This is a genomic window from Corynebacterium sp. KPL2734 (assembly GCF_040225595.1).
Classification (GTDB): Bacteria; Actinomycetota; Actinomycetes; order Mycobacteriales; family Mycobacteriaceae; genus Corynebacterium; species Corynebacterium rhinophilum.
Genome location: NZ_JBEHFO010000002.1, coordinates 45,088 through 66,445, shown reverse-complemented (window position 1 = coordinate 66,445; position 21,358 = coordinate 45,088). Strand labels below are relative to the sequence as shown.

Annotated in this window: 22 protein-coding genes; 3 read left to right on the top strand and 19 right to left on the bottom strand. The window is 59.6% G+C overall.

Annotated features, from left to right (window positions below; genetic code table 11):
- Positions 1–17: 17 nt before the first annotated feature.
- From coaBC to pyrR, 10 genes are all read right to left on the bottom strand, one after another.
- Positions 18–1,271: a bifunctional phosphopantothenoylcysteine decarboxylase/phosphopantothenate--cysteine ligase CoaBC gene (coaBC, locus tag ABRP88_RS01880; RefSeq protein ID WP_349835931.1), complete on the bottom strand. Its 1,254-nt coding sequence runs from the start codon at positions 1,269–1,271 to the stop codon at positions 18–20.
- Between the two features lie 139 nt (positions 1,272–1,410).
- Positions 1,411–1,713 (bottom strand): DNA-directed RNA polymerase subunit omega, encoded by a 303-nt coding sequence (rpoZ, locus tag ABRP88_RS01875; protein WP_005279075.1) that lies wholly within the window; start codon positions 1,711–1,713, stop codon positions 1,411–1,413.
- Positions 1,714–1,753: 40 nt separating this feature from the next.
- Entirely contained in the window at positions 1,754–2,323 is a 570-nt protein-coding gene (gene gmk / locus ABRP88_RS01870) for a guanylate kinase (protein WP_023022483.1), read from the bottom strand.
- Between the two features lie 8 nt (positions 2,324–2,331).
- Positions 2,332–2,655, bottom strand: a complete 324-nt coding sequence (gene mihF / locus ABRP88_RS01865; RefSeq protein ID WP_121910735.1) for an integration host factor, actinobacterial type — start codon at positions 2,653–2,655, stop codon at positions 2,332–2,334.
- Between the two features lie 259 nt (positions 2,656–2,914).
- On the bottom strand, positions 2,915–3,754 hold the full coding sequence (gene pyrF / locus ABRP88_RS01860; RefSeq protein WP_284819547.1) for an orotidine-5'-phosphate decarboxylase: 840 nt from the start codon (positions 3,752–3,754) through the stop codon (positions 2,915–2,917).
- Complete coding sequence (gene carB / locus ABRP88_RS01855; protein WP_349835928.1) at positions 3,738–7,079, bottom strand: carbamoyl-phosphate synthase large subunit; 3,342 nt, start codon at positions 7,077–7,079, stop codon at positions 3,738–3,740. The genes pyrF and carB overlap by 17 nt, the downstream gene beginning before the upstream one ends.
- 25 nt (positions 7,080–7,104) lie before the next feature.
- Positions 7,105–8,265: a glutamine-hydrolyzing carbamoyl-phosphate synthase small subunit gene (gene carA / locus ABRP88_RS01850; protein ID WP_284852041.1), complete on the bottom strand. Its 1,161-nt coding sequence runs from the start codon at positions 8,263–8,265 to the stop codon at positions 7,105–7,107.
- A gap of 42 nt (positions 8,266–8,307) precedes the next feature.
- On the bottom strand, positions 8,308–9,648 hold the full coding sequence (locus ABRP88_RS01845) for a dihydroorotase (RefSeq protein WP_349835926.1): 1,341 nt from the start codon (positions 9,646–9,648) through the stop codon (positions 8,308–8,310).
- A gap of 36 nt (positions 9,649–9,684) precedes the next feature.
- The gene (locus ABRP88_RS01840) at positions 9,685–10,641 is read right to left on the bottom strand and encodes an aspartate carbamoyltransferase catalytic subunit (protein WP_349835925.1); all 957 of its coding nucleotides are present in this window, start codon (positions 10,639–10,641) and stop codon (positions 9,685–9,687) included.
- The gene (gene pyrR, locus ABRP88_RS01835; RefSeq protein WP_349835923.1) at positions 10,638–11,246 is read right to left on the bottom strand and encodes a bifunctional pyr operon transcriptional regulator/uracil phosphoribosyltransferase PyrR; all 609 of its coding nucleotides are present in this window, start codon (positions 11,244–11,246) and stop codon (positions 10,638–10,640) included. The genes ABRP88_RS01840 and pyrR overlap by 4 nt, the downstream gene beginning before the upstream one ends.
- A 144-nt stretch (positions 11,247–11,390) precedes the next feature.
- Between pyrR and ABRP88_RS01830 the strand changes: the two genes are divergently transcribed.
- From ABRP88_RS01830 to ABRP88_RS01820, 3 genes are all read left to right on the top strand, one after another.
- Positions 11,391–12,743 (top strand): TIGR01777 family oxidoreductase, encoded by a 1,353-nt coding sequence (locus tag ABRP88_RS01830; RefSeq protein WP_349835922.1) that lies wholly within the window; start codon positions 11,391–11,393, stop codon positions 12,741–12,743.
- A gap of 74 nt (positions 12,744–12,817) precedes the next feature.
- Positions 12,818–13,309 carry a YbjN domain-containing protein gene (locus ABRP88_RS01825; RefSeq protein WP_005279056.1) on the top strand — a complete coding sequence of 164 codons (492 nt, stop codon included), beginning with the start codon at positions 12,818–12,820 and terminating at the stop codon, positions 13,307–13,309.
- Positions 13,302–13,823, top strand: a complete 522-nt coding sequence (locus ABRP88_RS01820; RefSeq protein WP_349835920.1) for a hypothetical protein — start codon at positions 13,302–13,304, stop codon at positions 13,821–13,823. Before ABRP88_RS01825 ends, ABRP88_RS01820 begins: the two co-directional genes overlap by 8 nt.
- A 135-nt stretch (positions 13,824–13,958) precedes the next feature.
- Here the strand turns inward: ABRP88_RS01820 and ABRP88_RS01815 are convergent, their stop codons facing one another.
- The 9 genes from ABRP88_RS01815 to ABRP88_RS01775 all read right to left on the bottom strand — a co-directional run bounded on the left by ABRP88_RS01815 (position 13,959) and on the right by ABRP88_RS01775 (position 21,338).
- Positions 13,959–14,813, bottom strand: coding sequence for a PPK2 family polyphosphate kinase (locus ABRP88_RS01815; RefSeq protein ID WP_349835919.1), 855 nt, complete (start codon positions 14,811–14,813; stop codon positions 13,959–13,961).
- 148 nt (positions 14,814–14,961) lie between these two features.
- The gene (gene nusB / locus ABRP88_RS01810; protein WP_349835917.1) at positions 14,962–15,606 is read right to left on the bottom strand and encodes a transcription antitermination factor NusB; all 645 of its coding nucleotides are present in this window, start codon (positions 15,604–15,606) and stop codon (positions 14,962–14,964) included.
- A 9-nt stretch (positions 15,607–15,615) separates the two neighbouring features.
- Positions 15,616–16,179 (bottom strand): elongation factor P, encoded by a 564-nt coding sequence (gene efp / locus ABRP88_RS01805; protein WP_349835915.1) that lies wholly within the window; start codon positions 16,177–16,179, stop codon positions 15,616–15,618.
- A gap of 139 nt (positions 16,180–16,318) precedes the next feature.
- Positions 16,319–17,425: an aminopeptidase P family protein gene (locus tag ABRP88_RS01800; protein ID WP_349835914.1), complete on the bottom strand. Its 1,107-nt coding sequence runs from the start codon at positions 17,423–17,425 to the stop codon at positions 16,319–16,321.
- A gap of 135 nt (positions 17,426–17,560) precedes the next feature.
- A complete protein-coding gene (gene aroQ, locus ABRP88_RS01795) occupies positions 17,561–17,989 on the bottom strand; it encodes a type II 3-dehydroquinate dehydratase (protein ID WP_284784178.1) in 429 nt (142 codons plus the stop codon).
- A 2-nt stretch (positions 17,990–17,991) separates the two neighbouring features.
- Positions 17,992–19,062 carry a 3-dehydroquinate synthase gene (aroB, locus tag ABRP88_RS01790; RefSeq protein WP_349835913.1) on the bottom strand — a complete coding sequence of 357 codons (1,071 nt, stop codon included), beginning with the start codon at positions 19,060–19,062 and terminating at the stop codon, positions 17,992–17,994.
- A 62-nt stretch (positions 19,063–19,124) separates the two neighbouring features.
- Positions 19,125–19,664 carry a shikimate kinase gene (locus ABRP88_RS01785; protein ID WP_349835912.1) on the bottom strand — a complete coding sequence of 180 codons (540 nt, stop codon included), beginning with the start codon at positions 19,662–19,664 and terminating at the stop codon, positions 19,125–19,127.
- A complete protein-coding gene (gene aroC, locus ABRP88_RS01780) occupies positions 19,665–20,876 on the bottom strand; it encodes a chorismate synthase (protein WP_349835910.1) in 1,212 nt (403 codons plus the stop codon).
- 21 nt (positions 20,877–20,897) lie between these two features.
- On the bottom strand, positions 20,898–21,338 hold the full coding sequence (locus tag ABRP88_RS01775; protein ID WP_349835908.1) for a prepilin peptidase: 441 nt from the start codon (positions 21,336–21,338) through the stop codon (positions 20,898–20,900).
- Between the last annotated feature and the right edge of the window lie 20 nt (positions 21,339–21,358).

Sequence of the window (21,358 nt, the reverse complement as noted above, 5' to 3'; positions counted from 1 at the left end):
GTCTATAAACGCAATATTTAATTTCCCGGTTCAATCATTTCATTCACGACGCCGAGAATCTGCGCCGCGACGACCTGCTTAGATCCATGCTCTACGCGCTGCGGTTCCACATTCCGCCGCAGGATCCACCCCTCGCTACTTTCCTGGCCAAAGGTCACGCCGCGGCCGACCTCATTGGCCATCAGTACGTCACAACCCTTGCGCGCAAACTTTTCTTGGGCATACTCCAGTGCCGAAGAATCAGCATCTCCCGTCTCCGCCGCAAAGCCAACGATGACGCAGTTTTCCGGCACCTCGCCCTCTTCGCGCGCGGCCACGAGAGACTTCAAAATATCTGGATTTTCCACCATCTCCAGCGCGGCAAGCGCATCATCCGCTTTGCCCTTTTTCATCTTGGACTCTGCCACATTGGCGGGCCGGTAGTCCGCGACCGCCGCGGCCATGATGACGATATCGGCATCGCGGGATTCCTCGCGCATCGCGGTTTCTAGGTCTTGCGCGGACACGATGTCCCGGATTGTAGCCCCGCTCGGTAACGGCAACTCCGCGGTATTGCCCGCCACAATCGTGACATCTGCGCCCTTGTGCGCGGCCACTTCTGCCAGCGCAAACCCTTGCCGGCCGGAGGAACGGTTTCCTATATAGCGAACTGGGTCTAATTCCTCTTGCGTGCCACCGGCGGAGATAACAACCTTCAGCCCCGACCAGCTGTGGTCGATGTGAAAGCCAGCCAGCTCGGTGCGTGCGATGGCCGCAATCTGTTCTGGATCCGGTAGCCTTCCTGCGCCCGTATCCTTACCCGTAAGACGACCGTGCGCCGGTTCCATGACGGTAATTCCGCGCCGGCGCAGGGTCTTCACGTTGTCTTGTGTCGCTGGGTTATTCCACATTTCGGTGTGCATGGCGGGCGCCACGATGATGGGGCACGTTGCTACCAGCACGGTCGCGGTCAAGAGATCATCGGCGCGTCCCGCAGCCAGGCGGGCAATGAGGTCCGCCGTAGCAGGGGCGATGACCACGGCATCGGCCTCCTGCCCCACAGCTACGTGTCGAACGTCCTCTACGGCTTCAAAAACACTGGTTGAGACGGGGTTTCCGGATAATGCCTCGAATGTTGCGGCGCCGACGAAGTTCAAGGCGCTTTCTGTAGGAACGACGCGGACATTATCGCCGTGTTCTTTAAAATTGCGCACTAGGTGGCAGGCTTTATACGCGGCGATGCCACCGGCAACGCCCAGCACGATATTGCGAGGAGAATTTGAAACAGTCACACCGCACAATCGTACCGTGCAGGCATGACAAGAGCCCCGCCCGGCCACCACGTTAGTTCCACAAAAGTGAAACCATTGGGGGGTTAGCCGGACGGGGCTGAAATGAGGCACAAGGTGCGCACGCGAAAGCGCGCGTTACTTACTTGCCTTCCTCGTGGTCCAACAGACCTGCGTCGATTTCGCGCAGCGCGATGGACAGTGGCTTCTCGCCGGGTTCTGGGTTAACCAGCGGGCCCACGAACTCAAAGACGCCTTCATCTTGCTCTTGGTAGTAGCTATTGATCTGGCGTGCACGCTTGGCAGCGAAAATTACCAAGGCGTACTTGGAAGAAACCTTGTCCAACAGCTCATCGATTGGCGGGTCAGTAATACCAATCGGATCATCAAATACCGGTTCCGACTTTGCGGATTCAGTGTTAGAAGGGGTGGTCACGTTAGTCACATGCACCTTTACATTGGTTGAAGATGGTCAAAAGAAGAATCTATCCTCGCAGGATATCACTAATGGCGGCCACTGCCTCATCTAGGTTTTCATTGACCACAACGTGATCAAACTCATCCTGTGCAGCTAGTTCCTCATATGCAGTGTGCAACCTACGATCGATGACGTCTTGTGGTTCGGTACCGCGACCGGTCAGGCGCTCTACCAACACCTCCCAGGAAGGAGGGGCCAAGAAGACCAAGTCCGCCTCCGGAAGGGCCTTCCGGACGCTACGCGCACCGGCCAGGTCAACCTCGACGAGAACCGGGCGCCCTGCCTCCAAAGCCTCTTCTACGGGACGGGCAGGTGTTCCAGAACGCTGCAATCCGCCGTGAATATCTGCCCACTCGAGCATCTCACCGGCATCAATGCGTTCTTGAAAAGCCTCAGGGGTGACGAAGAAATAATCCACGCCGTCTTTTTCCCCGGGGCGGGGCTGGCGCGTAGTCATAGACACGCTGAAATACAGCCCCTCGACGTCATGCCGTAGACGCGACACTACGGTGGATTTACCCACTGCGGAGGGACCCGCCAACACGACGAGGCGACCGCGAGCAGTTGCGTCAGCCATGGACGTGATTATTCGTCGCCGTAACCGAAGCGCTCAAGAAGAGCACGACGCTGGCGCTCACCCAGACCGCGCAGGCGGCGGGTCTGTGCAATCTCCAGATCTTCCATGATTTCCTTGGCCTTGACCTTGCCAACCTTAGGCAGAGCCTCGAGGAGTGCAGAAACCTTGGTCTTGCCGATGATCTCATCGGTCTCAGCCTTTTCCAGCACGTCCTTCAGGTCGGTCTCGCCGCGCTTAAGCGCAGCCTTGAGCTCAGCGCGAGCCTTGCGGGCCTCAGCGGCCTTTGCGAGAGCTTCCTTACGCTGCTCATCAGTCAACTTTGGAAGGGCCACGAGTTTCCTCCGATTCATTAGATTGGTTCTATTACTTCTGGCACTGGGTACCAGATTCCGGTTGCCAAACGCGATAGAAATACCGCGGAAAGTTACCCTGAACCTTCGAGCACACCGACTTCTGATTATCCTAGCACCGCTAGTGACACGATGACGATAGGCGACCCAGATGGGCCACTCGTTTTAGCACGTCAACACACATGCTTAGACTAAAATACCAGGTAAACGGCGCGGCCGTTAATCGACCCCGCCGCGTGTTCTAATCCCGGAATTGGTCTGCGGTATCGATCACCGCTTTGCGCAGGTCATCGACCTGAGGACCGCGCTGTAGGACGGCGCGCGAGACATTCGCAAAGCCCAGCTGCGGGCACTCAGACACAATGGCGTGCACCTGCGCGGGACCCGCCCCCTGGGCACCGACGCCGGGAAGCAACACCGGGCCATTAAGCGAGTCCAATCGGGGCGGATTATCCACGGTCGCACCCACCACAATGCCCACGCTTCCAGCAACACCGGCCTCTTTCTCCGAGGCATTGAAGGCGGCGCACTCGTCGACGACCGCTTGGGCAATCGAGTCCGCAGTGCCTGCAGGCACTGCCTGAATGGCGCGGGCCTCCGGATTAGAGGTAGCCGCGAGGACGAATACACCGCGGTTGTTTTCTTGCGCCGTGGCAATAGCCGCGCCCAGCGCCCCAACGCCGAGGTAAGGCGAAAGTGTCACCGAGTCAGCGCGTAGGGGCGAGGTCTCCCCTAGCCAAGCATCGCCATAGCCTTCCATGGTGGAGCCGATATCGCCGCGCTTGGCATCCGCCACCGTCAGGCATCCTGCCTCGCGCAAACCGGACAGCGTTTCTTCCAAGACCGCAAAGCCTGCGGCGCCGAAGCGCTCGAAGAAAGCCACCTGTGGTTTTACCAAGGCTGCGGAATCCGCGAAGGCCTCGACGCAGCGCATACTGAAGGTGCGCAGGCCTTCTGCCGAATTATCCAGCCCCCATTGCTCTAAGAGGTACGGGTGAGGATCGATGCCTACACACAGGCGACCTCGTTCGCGGCCGGCGTCTACCAGGCGCTGGCCAAAGGATTTAGTTGCGTGGTCCATGCTCAAGCTCCTGAAGTGCGCGGACCTGCAAATCACCCTGGCGCAGCGCTTCGATGCCCTGCACCGCCGCCGTCACGCCTTGAACCACCGTGACCAGTGGCAGCCCCATGTGCACCGCTGCGGCGCGGATATCGTAGCCGTCGTGACGGGAACCGGCGGAGCCTGCTGGCGTATTGAGGATCCAATCCACCTCGCCGTTGAGGATCTTGTCCACGATGGACTCTTCGCCGTCCTTGGCCTCAGAGACCTTGACGGCGACCTCACACTCGATGCCATTGCGGCGCAGCATCTGCGCGGTACCCGCAGTAGCGATGATGTTGTAGCCCATCGTGGCCAAGCGCTGGATGGGGAAAATCAGCGTGCGCTTATCCCGGTTGGCGACGGAGACGAAGACCGTGCCTTCAATCGGCGGACGAGCAAACGCGGAGATTTCCGCCTTAGCAAAGGCCGCACCGAAGTTGGTGGCCAAGCCCATGACCTCACCGGTGGACTTCATCTCGGGGGATAGCAAGGAATCGAGCAGGCTGCCATCTGGGCGTCGGAAACGGTTGAAGGGCAAGACCGCTTCCTTGACCGCAATCGGGTGATCAAGTGGCAAGGAACCGCCATCGTAGGACGATGGAATAAGTCCTTCTTCTCGCAGTTCCGCGATGGTGGATCCCATCATGATGCGGGCGGCGGCCTTTGCTAGCGGCACGCCGGTCGCCTTTGAGACGAACGGAACGGTGCGCGAGGCGCGTGGGTTGGCCTCGATGACATAAAGGATGTCGTCCTTCAAGGCGAACTGGACGTTCATCAGGCCCTTGACGCCGATTCCCTCGGCCAAACGGCGCGTGGACTCGCGCACATTCTCGATGTCCTCTGGGCCCAGCGTCATCGGCGGCAGAGCGCAGGAGGAGTCACCGGAGTGAACGCCAGCCTCCTCGATGTGCTCCATCACGCCGCCGAGATAGACCTCGTTGCCATCGCACAGGGCATCAACGTCAATCTCGATGGCCGAGTCCAAGAAGCGGTCCACCAGGACCGGGTGGTCTGGGGAAAGCTCGGTGGCGCGCTCAATATAGTTCTCCAGAGACCGCTCATCGTAAACAATTTCCATGCCGCTGCCGCCCAACACGTAGGAAGGACGAACCAGGACTGGATAACCGATGGAGGCGGCTACCTTCCGGGCCTCCTCGAAGGAGGTGGCGGTGCCGAATTGCGGTGCGGCAAGCCCACCGGCTTCCAGAACCTTGCCGAATTCGCCGCGGTCCTCGGCGGAGTCGATGGCAGCAGGGCTGGTGCCCACCACCGGCACGCCGGCGGCATCGAGGCGCTCTGCCAAGCCCAGCGGGGTCTGGCCGCCCAGCTGCACCAGCACGCCGGCGACCTCGCCGGAGGCCGCCTCTGCGTGGTAGACCTCCATGACATCTTCAAAGGTCAGCGGCTCGAAGTACAGGCGGTCAGCGGTGTCATAGTCCGTCGATACCGTCTCCGGGTTGCAGTTGACCATCACGGTCTCATAGCCCTTGCGAGAAAGCTCGAGCGCCGCGTGCACGCAGGAGTAGTCGAATTCGATGCCCTGGCCAATGCGGTTCGGGCCAGAGCCCAAGATGATGACCTTGCCCTTCGAGCCTTCCGGCGCTGGGTGCACCTCGGTTTCGGCATCGGGGTCCAGCTCATAGGAGCTGTAGTGGTACGGCGTTTGCGCCTCAAACTCGCCGGCACACGTATCGACGGTCTTGAAGACGGGGCGGATGCCCATGCGCCAGCGCAGGCTGCGCACGCCATCCTCGCCGTTGAACTCGGGGCGCAGGGCGGCAATTTGGGCATCGGAAAGCCCAAAGACCTTGGCCTCGCGCAGGAGTTGCTCGGTGAGCACGGGGGCATCGACAAGCTCCTGGCGGAATTCCACCAGGCCCTCGAGCTCCGCAATGAACCATGGATCCACGCCGGAGGCTTCGTGGACCTCATCCACCGTGGCGCCGAGGCGCAGGGCCAGCTCGATATCGTACATGCGGCCCTCAGTGGGGCGCTCGAGGTCCTTGAGCACCGCCTGCACGTCGGTGGCGCGCTCGCCCGCGAAATACTCATCGGGCTTGGTCCAGAAACCATTGGGCTTGTTTTCCAGCGAACGCATGACCTTATTCAGGCCAGAGATATAGTTGCGGCCGATGCCCATGGCTTCGCCCACAGATTTCATCGTGGTGGTCAAGGTGTCATCGGAGCCGGGGAACTTCTCAAAGGCAAAGCGGGGCGCCTTGACGATGACATAGTCCAAAGTCGGCTCGAAGGCCGCTTGGGTTTCGCCGGTGATGTCATTTTGCACCTCGTCCAAGGTGTAGCCGATGGCCAACTTCGCGGCCAGCTTGGCAATGGGGAAACCCGTTGCCTTGGAGGCCAGCGCCGAGGAGCGGGATACGCGCGGGTTCATCTCGATGACGATGATGCGGCCATCATCTGGGTTCAAGGCGAACTGGATATTGCAGCCGCCGGTATCGACGCCAACCTCGCGGATGATGTCGATGCCCAAATCGCGCATCTTCTGGTACTCGCGGTCCGTCAGCGTCAGCGCCGGAGCCACGGTAACGGAGTCACCGGTGTGCACGCCCAAGGCATCGACGTTTTCGATAGAGGCCACGACGACCACGTTGTCGTCGCCATCGCGCATGAGCTCGAGCTCGTATTCTTTCCAGCCGAGGATGGATTCCTCGATGAGCACATTAGCCTCGGGCGAGGCCGCAAGCCCGCCGCCGGCGATGCGCTCAAGGTCCTCGTTATTGAAGGCTAGGCCGGAACCCAGTCCACCCATGGTGAAGGACGGGCGCACCACGACGGGCAGGCCGAGCTTGTCGACGGTCTCGTGGACCTCGTCCATGTTGTGGCACACCGCCGAGCGAGCGGATTCTCCGCCTACAGAGGCCACGATGTCCTTAAACTTTTGGCGGTCCTCGCCGCGCTCGATGGCATCGATATCGGCGCCGATGAGCTCGATATCGTACTTATCCAAAATTCCCTGGCGGTCTAGCTGCACCGCAGCGTTGAGCGCGGTTTGCCCGCCCAAGGTGGCCAGGACGGCGTCGATGGGGTGGCCTTCCTCTGCCTCCTTGACCAGGATCTTTTCGATGTACTCCGGCTCGATGGGCTCGACGTAGGTGTGGTCGGCGAATTCCGGATCCGTCATGATGGTCGCGGGGTTCGAGTTCACCAGGGTCACGCGCAGGCCTTCGTCCTTCAGGACGCGGCAGGCCTGGGTTCCGGAGTAGTCGAACTCGCAGGCCTGGCCGATGACGATGGGCCCGGAGCCGATGACCAGGACGTGATTAATGTCAGTGCGCTTTGGCATAATATTTCTTCCTTTTCCTGGGTGACTACTTATTCGGGGTGTGGTTGGCCATGAGCTCTAAGAATTGATCAAAGAGCGGGTTGGCATCGTGCGGGCCGGCGGCGGATTCCGGGTGGTACTGCACCGAAAAGGCCATGCCATTGCGCAAGGCGACGCCCTCGACCGTGTCATCGTTCAAGCAGATGTGCGTGATGTGGGCCGGGCCGAAGTCCGAGGCGAATTCGGCATCTTCATCGGCCAAGTCGTAGTTATCTGGGGCTTGCAGCGCGAAGCCGTGGTTTTGGGAGGTGATATCGATTTTGCCGGTGAGCATGTTGCGTACTGGGACGTTGATACCGCGGTGGCCGAACTTCATCTTGTAGGTGGATAGGCCAAGCGCGCGCCCGAGCAGCTGGTTGCCAAAGCAGATGCCGAAGAACGGGATTTTCGCCTCAAGTACCTTCTTAATGGTGGCAACAGTGTCGTCGGCGGTGGCCGGGTCACCCGGGCCGTTGGAGACAAAGACGCCATCCGGGTTATAGGACTGAACTTCTGCAAAGGTGGTGGTAGACGGCACCACGATGGTCTCGATTCCGCGCTGGGAAAGGTAGCGCGGCGTGGCGGATTTCACGCCCATGTCAAAGGCGACGATGGTGTATTTCTTCTCCCCCTTGGCCTCAACAACGTAGGGCTTGTCGGTAGATACCTCGGCGGCAAGGTCCGCGCCCTCCATGGAGGATTGACTCTTTACCTCCGCGAGTAGTTCCTCGACGGGCCGGGTGGCAGCCTCACCAGAGAAGAGGCCCGCGGAGATAGAACCGTAGTTGCGCAGGTGGCGCACCAGGGTGCGGGTATCGATGCCGCGGATGCCGATGACACCTTGCGCCTGCATTTCCTCGCTCAAGCTGCGCTCGGCGCGCCAGCTGGATACGCGGCGGGACAGATCGCGGATAACCAGGCCTGCGACCCAAATATTATTGCCGTGGGACTCGTTGTCCTCATCGTTCCAGCCGGTATTGCCAATGTGCGGGGCGGCGGAGACAACGATCTGGCGGTGGTAGGACGGATCCGTCATCGTTTCTTGGTAGCCGGTCATCGCGGTGGTAAATACGGCCTCGCCGAGGGTGGTGCCGGTAGCGCCGAAGCCGTAGCCACGGAAGGTACGCCCATCCGCAAGGACGAGGATTGCTGGGGTTTTGTCAGTCACGTCGTGGCCTTTCTGTGCCTTGATTGGGTGCTGTGTGCAAGGTTAGTCCTGAGTAGCGGCGTTCAGATCGAACGTTACCGAGCCGCGCAAGATGGTGTGGGTAACTCGCGCACCAAATTCCTCGCCCGCATAGGGGTTGTTCTGGGACTTGGATGCGAGCTGCGCGGAATCGGATACCCAGTGGTGTTGTGGGTCAACGATGGTTAAGTTGGCTGGCTCCCCCACTTCCAAGGGGCGACCGTGGCCTGGCAGGCGCGTGATTTCGGCGGGGCGCTCGGACATGACGCGGGCGATAAAGCGCCAGTCCGCCAGGCCGGTTTCCACAAAGAGCTTGGCGATGACCGCCAGCGAGGACTCCAGCCCCAGCATGCCGGGACGCGCGTTTTCGAATTCCACGCACTTGTCTTCGGAGCCGTGCGGTGCGTGGTCGGTGGCGACGCAGTCAATGGTGCCATCAAGAAGCGCCTGGCGCAGCGCCTCTGTATCGCGCTGTTCGCGCAGCGGCGGGTTCACGCGGAAGAGGCCGTCATAGGTGCGCAGTTTGTCATCGGTCATCAGCAGGTGGTGCGGGGTGACCTCTGCGGTCAGCGGAATATCGTGTTCCTTTGCCCACTGCAACAGTTCCACTGTGCCCTGTGTGGAGGCGTGGCAGATGTGCACGCGGTTGCCGTAATCGCGCGCCAGCAGGGCATCGCGGGCAACGATGGATTCCTCCGCCACGCGCGGCCAGCCGCGCAGGCCCAACCGGGCGGCGTTTTCGCCCTCGTGGGCAGAAGACCCGCCGGTCATGCGGTCATCTTCGGCGTGCTGGGCCAGCAGCACGTCCATGCCCTTGGCGTATTCCAGCGCGCGGCGCATCAGCTGCGGGTTTTGCACGCATTTGCCGTCATCAGAGAACATGCGCACCTTGGCATCGCTGCGCGCCATCATGCCGAACTCGGTCAAGGACTTGCCTTCTAGGCCCTTGGTGATGGAGCCGACCGGGTGGACATCGCAAAGCCCCAGTGCCTGGGACTTTGCCCACACGGATTCGGCGATGATCGGCTGGTCCGTGACCGGCGTGGTATTGGCCATGGTAAAGACCGCGGTAAACCCGCCCTTGGCCGCGGCTTTGGAACCGGACTCGATGGTCTCGGTGTCCTCGCGGCCTGGCTCGCGCAGGTGCACGTGCATATCAACCAGGCCAGGCAGCAGCACGTTGCCGTCGCCCTCAATGGTTTCGGCAGCACCCTCTGCCTGCACCTCGGGCCCGATGGAATCAATAACCCCACCGCGAATAAGGACATTGGTGGGCTCGCCTTCCCCGTACAGGCGAATATTTTTAATCAGTAGTGGGTTCTCGGCCGGGGCGGACAGCCGGCCGGTAGCTGGGTACGTAGTCATTTTCTCTCCCTTTTACGTGGCTATGATCTGCCCGAATTAAATCCCGGCGTTATCGCCATTGGTCAGCAGCGTAAAAAGCACTGCCATACGCATGTGGACACCGTTGTTGACCTGCTGCAATACCGTGGTTTTATCCATATCGGCCACGGCGTAGTTGATCTCCATGCCGCGCAGCATGGGACCTGGGTGCATGACGATGGCGTCCTTGTGCAGCGCCGCAGCGCGCTGTTGCGAGAGCCCGAATAGCTGCGCGTACTCGCGGTGGGACGGGAAGAAGCCGCCGTCCATGCGCTCTTGCTGCACGCGCAGCATCATCACGACATCGGCATCTGCAAGCTCTGCATCAAAGTCATAGGACACGCGCACCGGCCACTTGTCCACACCCCACGGCATCAAAGTCGCAGGTCCCACGAGGGTGACCTCCGCGCCCAAGGTGTGCAAGAGATCCACGTTGGAGCGCACGACGCGCGAGTGCAGGCAATCTCCCACAATTTTTACCTTCAGGCCCTCGAAGCCATGATCGCCGCGCAGGCCTAGGCGCTGGCGCATCGTAACGGCATCAAGCAGCGCTTGCGTCGGGTGCTGATGCGCACCGTCACCGGCATTGATGACGGCGGGGCCATGCCCATCTGGGTCCACCCACTGGGTCAGCTGTTGCGGCGCGCCGGAAGACGGGTGGCGCATGATGATGGCATCGGCGCCGATGGCCGCCAGCGTCAAGCCCGTATCCTTCAGGGATTCGCCCTTTTTCACAGAGGAGGTCGACGCCGAGAGGTTGATAACGTCAGCGGACATCCACTTGCCGGCCGTTTCAAAAGACGAGCGCGTGCGCGTGGAGTTTTCATAAAAGAGCGTATAAATCGTGCGCCCGCGCAGCGTCGGAAGTTTTTTGACCTCGCGGCCATCGAGCGCCTCGCGGAAGCGATCGGCCTCATCCAAAAGGCCGATGATCTCTGCGCGGGATAATTCCGCGCTATCAATGAGGTGTTTCATGAGTGCGTTCCCCTTATCTGCGCGGTATCGCCCGCGGACGTAGAGCGGGTGAGAACAACGGCATCGCGGCCATCGATATCTTGGATATATACGGAGACATCTTCTTCCCGCGCCGTGGGCAGGTTCTTGCCCACATAATCGGCGCGGATGGGGACTTCGCGGTGCCCGCGGTCAACCAATACGGCCAACTGGATAATCGAAGGCCGGCCGACATCGCCCAGCGCATCGAGGGCGGCGCGGATGGTACGGCCGGAATAAAGGACATCATCGACCAAGATGACCGTGGCATTATCGATGCCGCCGTCTGGGATGGAGGTCGGTTGCAGGGCGCGGTGCGGGAAATTGCGCAAATCGTCCCTGTACAACGTGATGTCAAGCGAGCCCCATGGAACGGGGACCCCGGAAAACTCGTGTATTTTCTGCGCGAGGCGCTGCGCTAGGGGCACTCCGCCTGAGGGGATGCCCAGCAAAATGACCCGCGGGGCTTCCGCGGAATCGAGCGCCGTCTTTTCAATAATCTGGTGCGCGATGCGTGCAACGGTACGCGAGACATCGTCGGAGCTTAAAAGCTCCAACTCGTTCGCGTTCACGTCAGTTCCACTCATCGTGACCTCCTTCCCCGCCTCACGGTGCGGTCATTAAAGGATGCCTGTCAATGAACTTGTAGACGTCTATGCTGATAGACACGTATTACTCTAGCACCTTACCCACCCGTGGGTGAGGCTTAGCCGAAAGAGGTGCATCACGCAGTGAGTTTCTCCGCGCAGCACGTTGTCCCAGCCTCCCGCGAACGCGTCTGGCAGTGGCATACCCGGCCAGGGGCCTTGGCGCGCCTGAACCCGCCCTTTGCGTTCATGAAACCCGTGCAACAGGCCACCGATCTGGGCGATGGCACCTCCCTGCTGTCCCTGCCCGGCGGTTTGCAGTGGACGGCCCAGCACGATCTATCGCGCTACCAGGCCGGGTATAGCTTCAGCGATGTCTGCATCAACGCACCCATCCGCAAATTTGCCAAGTGGCGCCATACGCACCGTTTTGCCGATCACCCAGGCGGCACGTTGATTACAGACGAGGTCGATACCCGCATTCCCGCTGCGGCCCTCACCTCGGTATTCGCCTACCGGCAGCACCAGCTCATCCAGGATATTGCCTTTGAAAACCGCCTGCGCGAAGGCCAGCTCGGCCACAAGCCCTTGACCATCGCGATGACCGGCTCGCGCGGCAGCGTGGGCAACGCCCTGACCGCACAGCTACAGACCCTGGGCCACACCGTGATCCAGCTCGTGCGCGGCAGCGCGGAACCCGGCCAGCGCGAGTGGCGACCGCACCACCCGCGGCCCGATCTCCTCGAGGGTGTGGACGTACTCGTACACCTAGCCGGCGAGCCCATCTTTGGGCGCTTTAATGACAGCCACAAGGCCGATATCCGCGACTCCCGCGTGGGCCCCACCGAAAACCTCGCCCGCCTAGTCGCCGCCACCGATTCCGTGCAGGCCATGGTGTGCGCCTCTGCCATTGGTTTTTACGGTTCCGAACGCGGCGATGAGCTGCTATCCGAGGACGCCGAGCGCGGCGAGGGCTTTCTTGCCGATGTCGCAGCGAGCTGGGAGAAAGCCTGCACCCCCGCCCGCGAGGCCGGAAAGCGCGTGGTCAATATCCGCACCGGCATCGTGATGTCCGGAAACTCCGGCCTGCTACCACTGTTGCGCGCGCTGTTTTCCACGGGGCTTGGCGGCGCTTTTGGTGACGGCAACTTTTGGTACAGCTGGGTGGCACTAGACGATCTCACCGATGCCTATATCCGCGCCATCGTGGATGAGAAGCTTAAGGGCCCGGTCAATGGGGTATCACCAAGCCCGGTGCTCAACAAGAACTTCGTCTCCGCCTTGGGGTCCGAATTGCACCGCCCCACCCTCCTGCCGATCCCCCAATTCGGCCCCGCCCTGCTCCTGGGCAAGCAAGGCGCGCAAGAACTCGCCTTGGCCGACCAGCGCGTGAAACCACAGGTGTTAGAGGACATAGGCCATACCTTCCGCTACCCCACCATCGACGGCGCCTTAGCGCACGAACTCGGCGGCGAAAGCCTGTGGGAGTCGCAGTAGGAGAACTATAAGTTAGGTAAACTAAGAAGGGTTGACCATTATCCCCGATTAGTACATGGATTGAGACTACTTACGTGTCTGAAGAACCAACCCTGTATCCCGATACGCCTATTGAGGATGTCACCCTCGAGCGCATCGGTGAAATTTTTGACTCAGAAAAGCTCGAGTACCGCGTAGAAGAACAGACCGTCGGCGAAGGCGAAACGGTAAAGATCCTGCGCACCGGCTTTTCCAATATCGCCATTGCACTGCAGGTGCGTGACGATGTCCTCGTGGCAGACTCCGTCTGGCGCGGTAATGCCCCAGCCTCTGAGGGTCCGCAACTGCTCATGGTCCTCAATAAGTGGAACCAACAGCACTTCGCGCCCACCCTGCGCTTTTTTGAATCGGCCGAAAATAATCTGGCCGTCTCCGGCGTCCGCGAAATCAATATTTCCCACGGCCTGTCCCGCAACCAGATCGGTGCCTTTGTAATGTCCACCCTGGACTCCATGCTGCAGTCCATGGCTTTCGTTGAAGAGCACTACCCACAGCTTGTCACCTGGGAGGAGCATAACCATGACTAATGCATCCACCGCATCTACCGAAAACAATCTGCCCGAGGTCGATCTGGACCGCGTCATTGCCGCCATGGGCACCTTTGATATTGAGCTGACCAAGGTAGAAGGCGAAATTGATGCCGCCACCGCCAACCTCAATGGCCTGCCTACCATGTTTGCGGTCTTGGATTCCGTTGTTATCGTGCGCTGCGACGTGCCAACCGATGCCTCGTTTTCCAAGGCCGATGCTGGGCTCTTCCTTGCCGCCAACCAGATCAACTCTGTAGCATTCGGCGCGCGAGCAGTCATTTCTGAGCACGACGATATGCTCGTCGTCCGCACCGAGCGCGATATTCCCGCCGCGGCCGGAATGATCGATGAGCAACTTACCACCGCTTTGAAGAAGGCCGTCGACGCCGTCATCAACGGCCAAGACGCCATGGTTTCTGCTGCCGAAGAAATGGCCAAGCTCGGATCTGAAACCGCAGCGAAGGCAGGAAACGGCGACGAGGAAAACTCGGCTCCGTCTGGAAACGCCTAAGCCGCCTTACCTAAGGCTTCTCCCCCGCACTTGTTTCGTCCCCGCCTCGCACATTCGCGTGCTGCGGCGCGACGACGGTGCGGGGATTTTTTGGGTGCCTTGCCTTTCTTGGGTTCTCCACGCCGCGGATAGACACTAGTCCGCATCGAGGATGCGCTGCTTTTCTGCCTCGGGATCGAATTCGGCCGCTGGCCACGACAGGTTCAAGTGCCGCAGTGCATCGACGATGAGATATTTCAAGGCCATGCGCGCGTACTTCTTATTATCCGTGGGGATAACAAACCACGGCGCCCAGAGTTCATCCGTCCGGCGGATGGCATCCTCATAGGCGGCCATGTATTTATCCCAATAGCCGCGCTCTTCAAGATCTGAAGGGTCGTACTTCCAGTACTTATCCTCACGCTCAGTCCGCTCGATGAGGTTTTCCTTTTGGAACTCCGGCGAGATGTGCAAAAAGACCTTGAGGATCTTTACCCGCTTTCCGGCGAGCTCTTGTTCATATTCGCGAATCGCCTCGAAGCGGCGGTCGATCTCTTCCTCATCTACCCACTCGTGCACCCGTTGGATCAAGACGTCTTCATAGTGGGAACGATCAAAGGCCACGACTTGGCCAGGAACCGGATCGTGTTTGCGGATGCGCCACAGGAAATCGTGTTCCATTTCCTCTTCCGTGGGCTTACCAAACCCCACGGTCTTAGTACCCTGCGGATCAAAGACGGAAAAGACGTGACGAATCGCCCCGCCCTTGCCGGAGGTATCCATGCCTTGCAGGACCACTAAGAGCGAAGGTGCGTCATCGCTATGCGCCCTGCCATTAGCAAAAAGGCGCTCCTGCAAATCATAGAGCTCATCGTCGTAGCGTTCGAAGCGGTCCGCTAAGTCAGACTTTGAGCCATCGAATCCTGGAGTCGCCGTGGGATCGACGTCTGCAAGCCGAAAGGTTTTTCCGGCGCGCAGGTCTAGCGCATCTTTGATCTTAAATTTACCCATGACACACAGTGTACAAACGCCAGGGTGTGGAGCGGGTGGAGCGGGCGAACCGGGGCTGGCTCCCGCGGCTCCCCGCGGTGGGAAGGCAGGAGCAATTCCCCGGCTGTTGTTTACCTTTTACTTAGGAAGCCGAGGAACTAGGACTGGATTAGGAGTTGTCCTCGTCCGTTTCGGCCCTCGGGGACGACTCTTCTGGCGTCGCTGACTCCTCTGGCACCTCTGCGTGCGCCGAAGTCTCAGAGCCCTTCTGGGAATCCTCGGAATCCTCGGAATCCTCGGCTTCCGCGTCGTCGCTTTCTTCCTCTTGACCGACGTTATTCATCGGGCTTAACTCAGAACGAGATTGCGCGACGTCATCCAGGACCGCGTGGATATACGGTGCGGCTTGATCGTGGGAATACTGCGAGGCTAGCTCCACGCCTTCGACGACGGCCGTCGCGGTGGGAACATCCGGATTAAATAGCAGCTCCCAGACCGAAAGGCGCAGGATAGCGCGGTCGACGGCAGGGATCCGGTGCAGCTCCCAGTTCTGGGAAAGATACCGCGAGATCGTGTCATCGATAGCGTCTAGCTCTTCTGCGACACCTTGGACGATGACCTTGGTGTAGTCCGCAATCGGCGCTACCGCGTGGCGATCTTCGCGCGCCAAGGCAACGCGATCCTCAACAATAGCGACGGGATCAACGTCCCGGTTCTCCGCTTCATAGAGGATATCCGCTGCGCGCCGGCGTGCGCGGTAGCGCGCGGTATGGCGTTTATGATTGATATCCCGCTTAGCAGTGTTATCAGACAAGATAAAGCCCTAGTTATTGACGCGGGACAGGTACTCGCCGGTGCGGGTATCGATCTTTAGTACATTGCCGATTTCAATGAACAGCGGAACCTGGATCTCGGCACCGGTCTCCAGCGTCGCGGGCTTGGTGCCGCCTGAGGAACGGTCACCCTGCAGACCTGGTTCGGTGTGCTCTACCTTGAGGTCGACGGAGATAGGAAGCTCTGCGAACAATGCCTCATCCTCGTAGAAGGAGACCTGCACGCGCATGTTTTCCAGCAGGAAACGGGCGGCATTGCCAAACTTCTCCGGCGAGAGCTCGAACTGTTCGAAGGTCTTTTCATCCATGACGACATAGCTGGTGCCGTCGTTGTACAGGTAGGTCATATCGCGACGGTCCACCGTAGCGGTTTCTACCTTGACGCCCGAATTCCAGGTCTTGTCCACGGTCTTTCCGGAGACAACGTCCTTGAGCTTGGTGCGCACAAACGCTGGGCCCTTGCCCGGCTTCACATGCTGAAACTCGGTGATCTGCATCAGCTTGTTGTCAATCTTGAGAACGAGTCCGTTCTTGAAATCAGTAGTATCAGCCATTGCGGTTAAACTCCCGAATATTGTGGTTGAAAGGTTGAAAGCAAAGTATAAGCCTACCGGATAGCCTGCACCCGCTGAGCCACCGGTACCCCCTAAAATCTCCGCCCTTAGGAGGGAGGAGTTACGGGACCAAGCCTACCTATGCCGGCAGCTCCTTAAAGTCCTTGGAAGCGGCGGTAATGATCTTTGGGGCTCCATTGGTGATGATGAGCGTATCTTCGATGCGTACGCCACCCTTGCCTGGCACATATACGCCCGGTTCGATGGTGAGTGTCATTCCCGGGGCCAGTTCTCCCTTACCGGTCGTGGCGGCAAAGGGGGCCTCGTGCACGTCCAAGCCCACGCCGTGCCCGGTGGAGTGCACGAAGTAGTCGCCGTATCCGGCGTCGGCGATGATGGTGCGGCAGGCGGCGTCGACATCGGAAAGCGACGTGCCCGCAACCGCAGCCTCGACACCGGCCTGCTGGGCGCGCAGCACCACATCGTAGATCTCCTTGGCAAAGTCATTTGCCGTGCCCACGACGTAGGTGCGGGTGCAGTCAGAGTTAAATCCGCGCAGGTGAGCGCCGAAATCGATGGTGACCAAGTCTCCATCTTCAATCACGCGATCGTCCGCGCCGTGGTGCGGCATCGCAGAGTTCGGACCAGAGGCCACGATGGTATCGAAACTCACCCGCTCCGATCCCAGGATGCGCATGCGAAATTCTAGGTCAGCAGCAACTTCGCGCTCCGTGCGGCCCGCCCGCAGCTCGCCGGCGGAAATGAGGTCTTCCAACGCCTGATTAGCAAGCGCCGCGATCTCCTCCAGCTTTTCCAGCTCTACGGGATCCTTCGTGATGCGGATATCTTCGATGATTCCAGAAATGGGTACCAAGGTGACCCCATCCGGTGCAGAATCCTTCAGCTCTTCCAATTCCGATACAGACATGTAGTCAGCCTCAAAACCGACGCGAACCGGCGACTGAGCATCATCGAACTGCTGCAAGAGCACCTTGCCTACAGCACGGCCCTCTACAGCTTCTAGATCCGGAACTTCCTGGGCAATCTGGGTGGTATAGCGGCCATCGGTAGCCATGAGAGCGGAGAGATCCTTGCGCAGCAAAAGCCCACCGTTGGAGCCGGAGAACCCGGACAAGTAGCGGACGTGGATTAAGTGGGTTACCAATACCGCATCAATGCGCTGACCAGCTAATTCGGCGGCTAACTTCCGGCGGCGATCGCTGAAGCGGGTATCTGCAAGTGCCATAGAATCATCCTTTGCGGGAATCGTATTGAAGTGTAAAAATTTATTCTTCCACTATATCTATTTCCGCGGCGACGATGGCTAGGTTCAGTACCTACTTACCGCCTGCACCCGAAAAGGCGCGACTCGGGCCGGCAATTATTGGCACAAATAATCCACCGCGGCGCAGTACCCAAAGACCCCCAGGCCGGCGATGACGCCGCGGGCAATGGGGCTCAAATAAGAATGATGGCGGAATTCTTCGCGGGCGTGCACGTTGGAGATATGCACCTCGACGAAGCCTGCGCCATCGGCGATTTCTGCCAAGGCATCGCGCAAAGCAACGGAGGTATGCGTCAGACCACCTGGGTTAATGATGACCGCACTACCAGCATCGGCGGCCGCATGGACCTTCTCGATGAGCTCGCCTTCAAAATTAGACTGGAAAAACTCGATGTCTGCCCCGTGCTTCGCCGCACGCTCAGACACGAGCTTTTCAACATCGCTTAGCGTCGTGGAACCGTATACGTCCGGTTGGCGCTTGCCCAACCTATTTAGGTTCGGGCCATTGAGAACAACGATTTTCATATCTACTCCGTGATGGCGGCATACGCCGCTTCTAGTTCTTCGCGCGTCGGACCCTCTATCCGCGTCGTCGCGCCGATACCGGTGAGCGCCACGAAACGTATCTTCCCATCGCGGTTTTTCTTATCGTGGGTCATTGCCTCATATAATTCCGCGAATTTGCCCGGTTGATAGCTCGTGGGCAGGCCGATATTGCTCAAGATGTTGCGGTGCATATCCACCAGTTCTGCATCTATGAGGCCCCGGTGGTGGGAAAGATGGGCAATGAACATCATCCCTACGGCTACCGCGTTGCCATGGCGCCACACATACTTTTCCTGCCTTTCCACGGCGTGGCCAAAGGTATGCCCATAGTTGAGGGTCTCGCGCAGCCCGGCTTCCTTGAGATCTTCTCCCACCACCGCAGCCTTTACCGCGATGGATCGCTCAATCAATTCGGGCAGAACACCGCGTGGGTCAAGGCAAGCACCTGGATTTTCCACGTAGTGCTGCACAATGACCGGATCATGAATGAACCCAGTCTTAATGATCTCAGCAGAACCAGCCACGATCTCCGCCTGTGGGAGGGTCTCTAGGCGCTCCAGATCGACGAATACAGAATCCGGCTCGTGGAAGGCGCCGACGAGATTCTTCCCGGCCTTCGTATTAATTCCAGTTTTCCCGCCCACCGCGGCATCAACCATGGCAAGAAGGGTCGTAGGGACCTGAATCACTTTGATTCCGCGCATCCACCCGGCAGCGACAAAACCTGCCATGTCCGTGGTTGCCCCGCCGCCTAAACCAATGACGACATCGCTGCGGCTAAAGCCGGCCTCACCAAGGCGGTCCCATACGCCTCCCACCACGCTAAGTTGCTTGGCCGCCTCAGCATCCGGCACCTCGCACAAGACTGGGATGACGCCGTGTGCTTCAACGGATGCTGCGAGCTCTTCTGCTGCGGTGCGCAGGGCCGGCTGAAAGATGATTGCTGCCTTATCAGCGCCTGTGTCCGCGCAGCGCCGTGCGATATCTTCGCTGAGTCCAGCTCCTATGCGGACCTCATAAGGGCTCGGCCCGTTAACGGCGATGGTGGGCATGATGGTGTCCTTTCTACGGAGCGATAGCCTGCAGGATTGCGCGGATAGGTGTAACTCCCCGCCTAGAGGGTTTCTAAAAAGCCCAGGATATCGCCCACGACCTGCTGCGGGGAGCGAGTATCCGTGCGCACGCGGAAATCGGCTACCTCCAGGTAGAAGGGCCTGCGCGTTTCCACGATAGAGCGATAATGTTCAACTGGTTTATCCGCTGCTAGCACCGGACGATTGCGATCGCCGGCCGTGCGGCGCGCGCCTTCTTCTGCGGAAATATCGAGGAATACGACGGTGTGGCGCTCCAAAAGCTCACGCGTGGAGGCCGTCATCACCGCGCCCCCACCAAGGCTTACTACCCCGCCCTTTTGCAGGGCTGCAGCGACATGTTCGGCCTCAAGCTCGCGAAACGCTGGTTCGCCTCTCTCACTAAAGACCTCGCCGCAGGGTTTTCCCTCGGCCATTTCAATCAGGTGATCCGAGTCCACCAGATCGCAATTCAGCGCATGCGAAAGCCGGCGGCCAATCGTGGATTTTCCCGCACCTGGCGGGCCAATCAAAACGACGCAAGGATGTGGCTGTCCCGTTACATCGGTTGGCGTTGTCATCATTTACTCCTGGTTAAAGGCGAGACGCTGCGATACGTATTCTTCATATGCAGCAATGGCGCGGGAGGTTTCGCTCAAGCTATCCCCGCCAAATTTATCTAAAACTGCGCGCGCTAGCACGAGTGAGACCATGGCTTCAGCCACCACTCCTGCTGCCGGCACGGCGCAGACATCTGAACGCTGGTGAATTGCAGTGGCATCCGCACCTGTTTCCATGTCAATCGTGTGCAAGGCGCGCGGCACCGTGGAAATAGGTTTCATAGCAGCACGGACACGCAATTGCTGTCCATTAGTCATGCCGCCTTCCAAGCCCCCGGCCCGGTTGCTTAGCCTTGTGACACCATCCTCAGTGCGGACCATCTCATCGTGGGCTTCGGAGCCGCGTCGACGTGCCTCTTCGAAGCCATCGCCGATTTCTACGCCCTTGATGGCCTGAACACCCATCAAGGCTCCGGCAAGCTGCGCATCCAAGCGGTCATCGCCGGAGATATGTGAGCCGAGACCAATAGGTAGGCCATCGACGATCACCTCTACGATTCCGCCTAAGGTATCGCCCTGCTTCTTTGCGGTTTCAATCTCTGAAATCATCGCCGATTCGGCGTCTTTGTCAAAGGCGCGCACCGGAGAATTATCAATATCCTCGATATCCGCAAAGCTCGGGGAAGCGCCGGTATAGGGCTGCGATGCGCCGATAGAAATCACGTGGGAGAAGACCTCAACGCCCAACGTTTCCCGCAGGAAGTTCCGCGCTACCGTTGCGGCTGCAACACGTGCGGCGGTTTCCCGGGCAGAAGAGCGCTCCAAGATGGGGCGGGCCTCGCTGTGGTTATATTTCACCATGCCCGCGAAATCAGCGTGGCCTGGGCGCGGGCGCTGCAAGGGTGCACCCCGGCCCGAATTCATCGCCTTCGCTACGTCCTCATCCTCCATATCGATGGGATCTGCAGACATGACGGTAGTCCACTTCGGCCATTCAGTATTGCCAATCATGATGGCAATGGGGCTACCAATCGTCAGCCCATGGCGGACGCCGCCGAGCAGCGTTACCTCATCGGCTTCGAACTTCATGCGCGCGCCGCGGCCATATCCTAGGCGGCGCCGTGCAAGCTGATAGGAAATATCAGCACGGGTAATGGGCACTCCGGCCGGCATGTGCTCCAGCATGGAGATCAGTGCCTGGCCGTGGGATTCACCAGCGGTAGTCCAACGAAGCATGCGGGTATTATCGCACGGCTCCTATCCACAAGGAGCAACTAGGCACCCCAATATATTCGCCTCCCCCTCAATGAGGGGATAAACCACCATAGCCAGCCCAGCGGATACCACCATCGAGGGACCGTGAGGCACGCCGCCCTTGACGCTCGCGATACCGCTTGCCAGCAATGTGAGTACAGCGGCGCCACCACAGGCCATGAGGACGGCCAATGGTCCTGCTGTGGCACCAACGAGCATGCCCAACGGCAAGGCCAATTTAATATCTCCCCCGCCGATGCCAGCACCCCGCAGAGCCACTAGGAGGTACAGTACTGGCCACAATAAACCGCCCCAATTGAAAAAAGTGACAGATAAAAGCCCAGCCGGGATGGTCAGCACATCCGGCAAACGCCGCTCGCGGATATCCCACCAGGACAACACAGACGCCCACAGGCCATAAACTATTCCCCCGAAAATCCCCATGACATAAGGCTAAGCGCCGC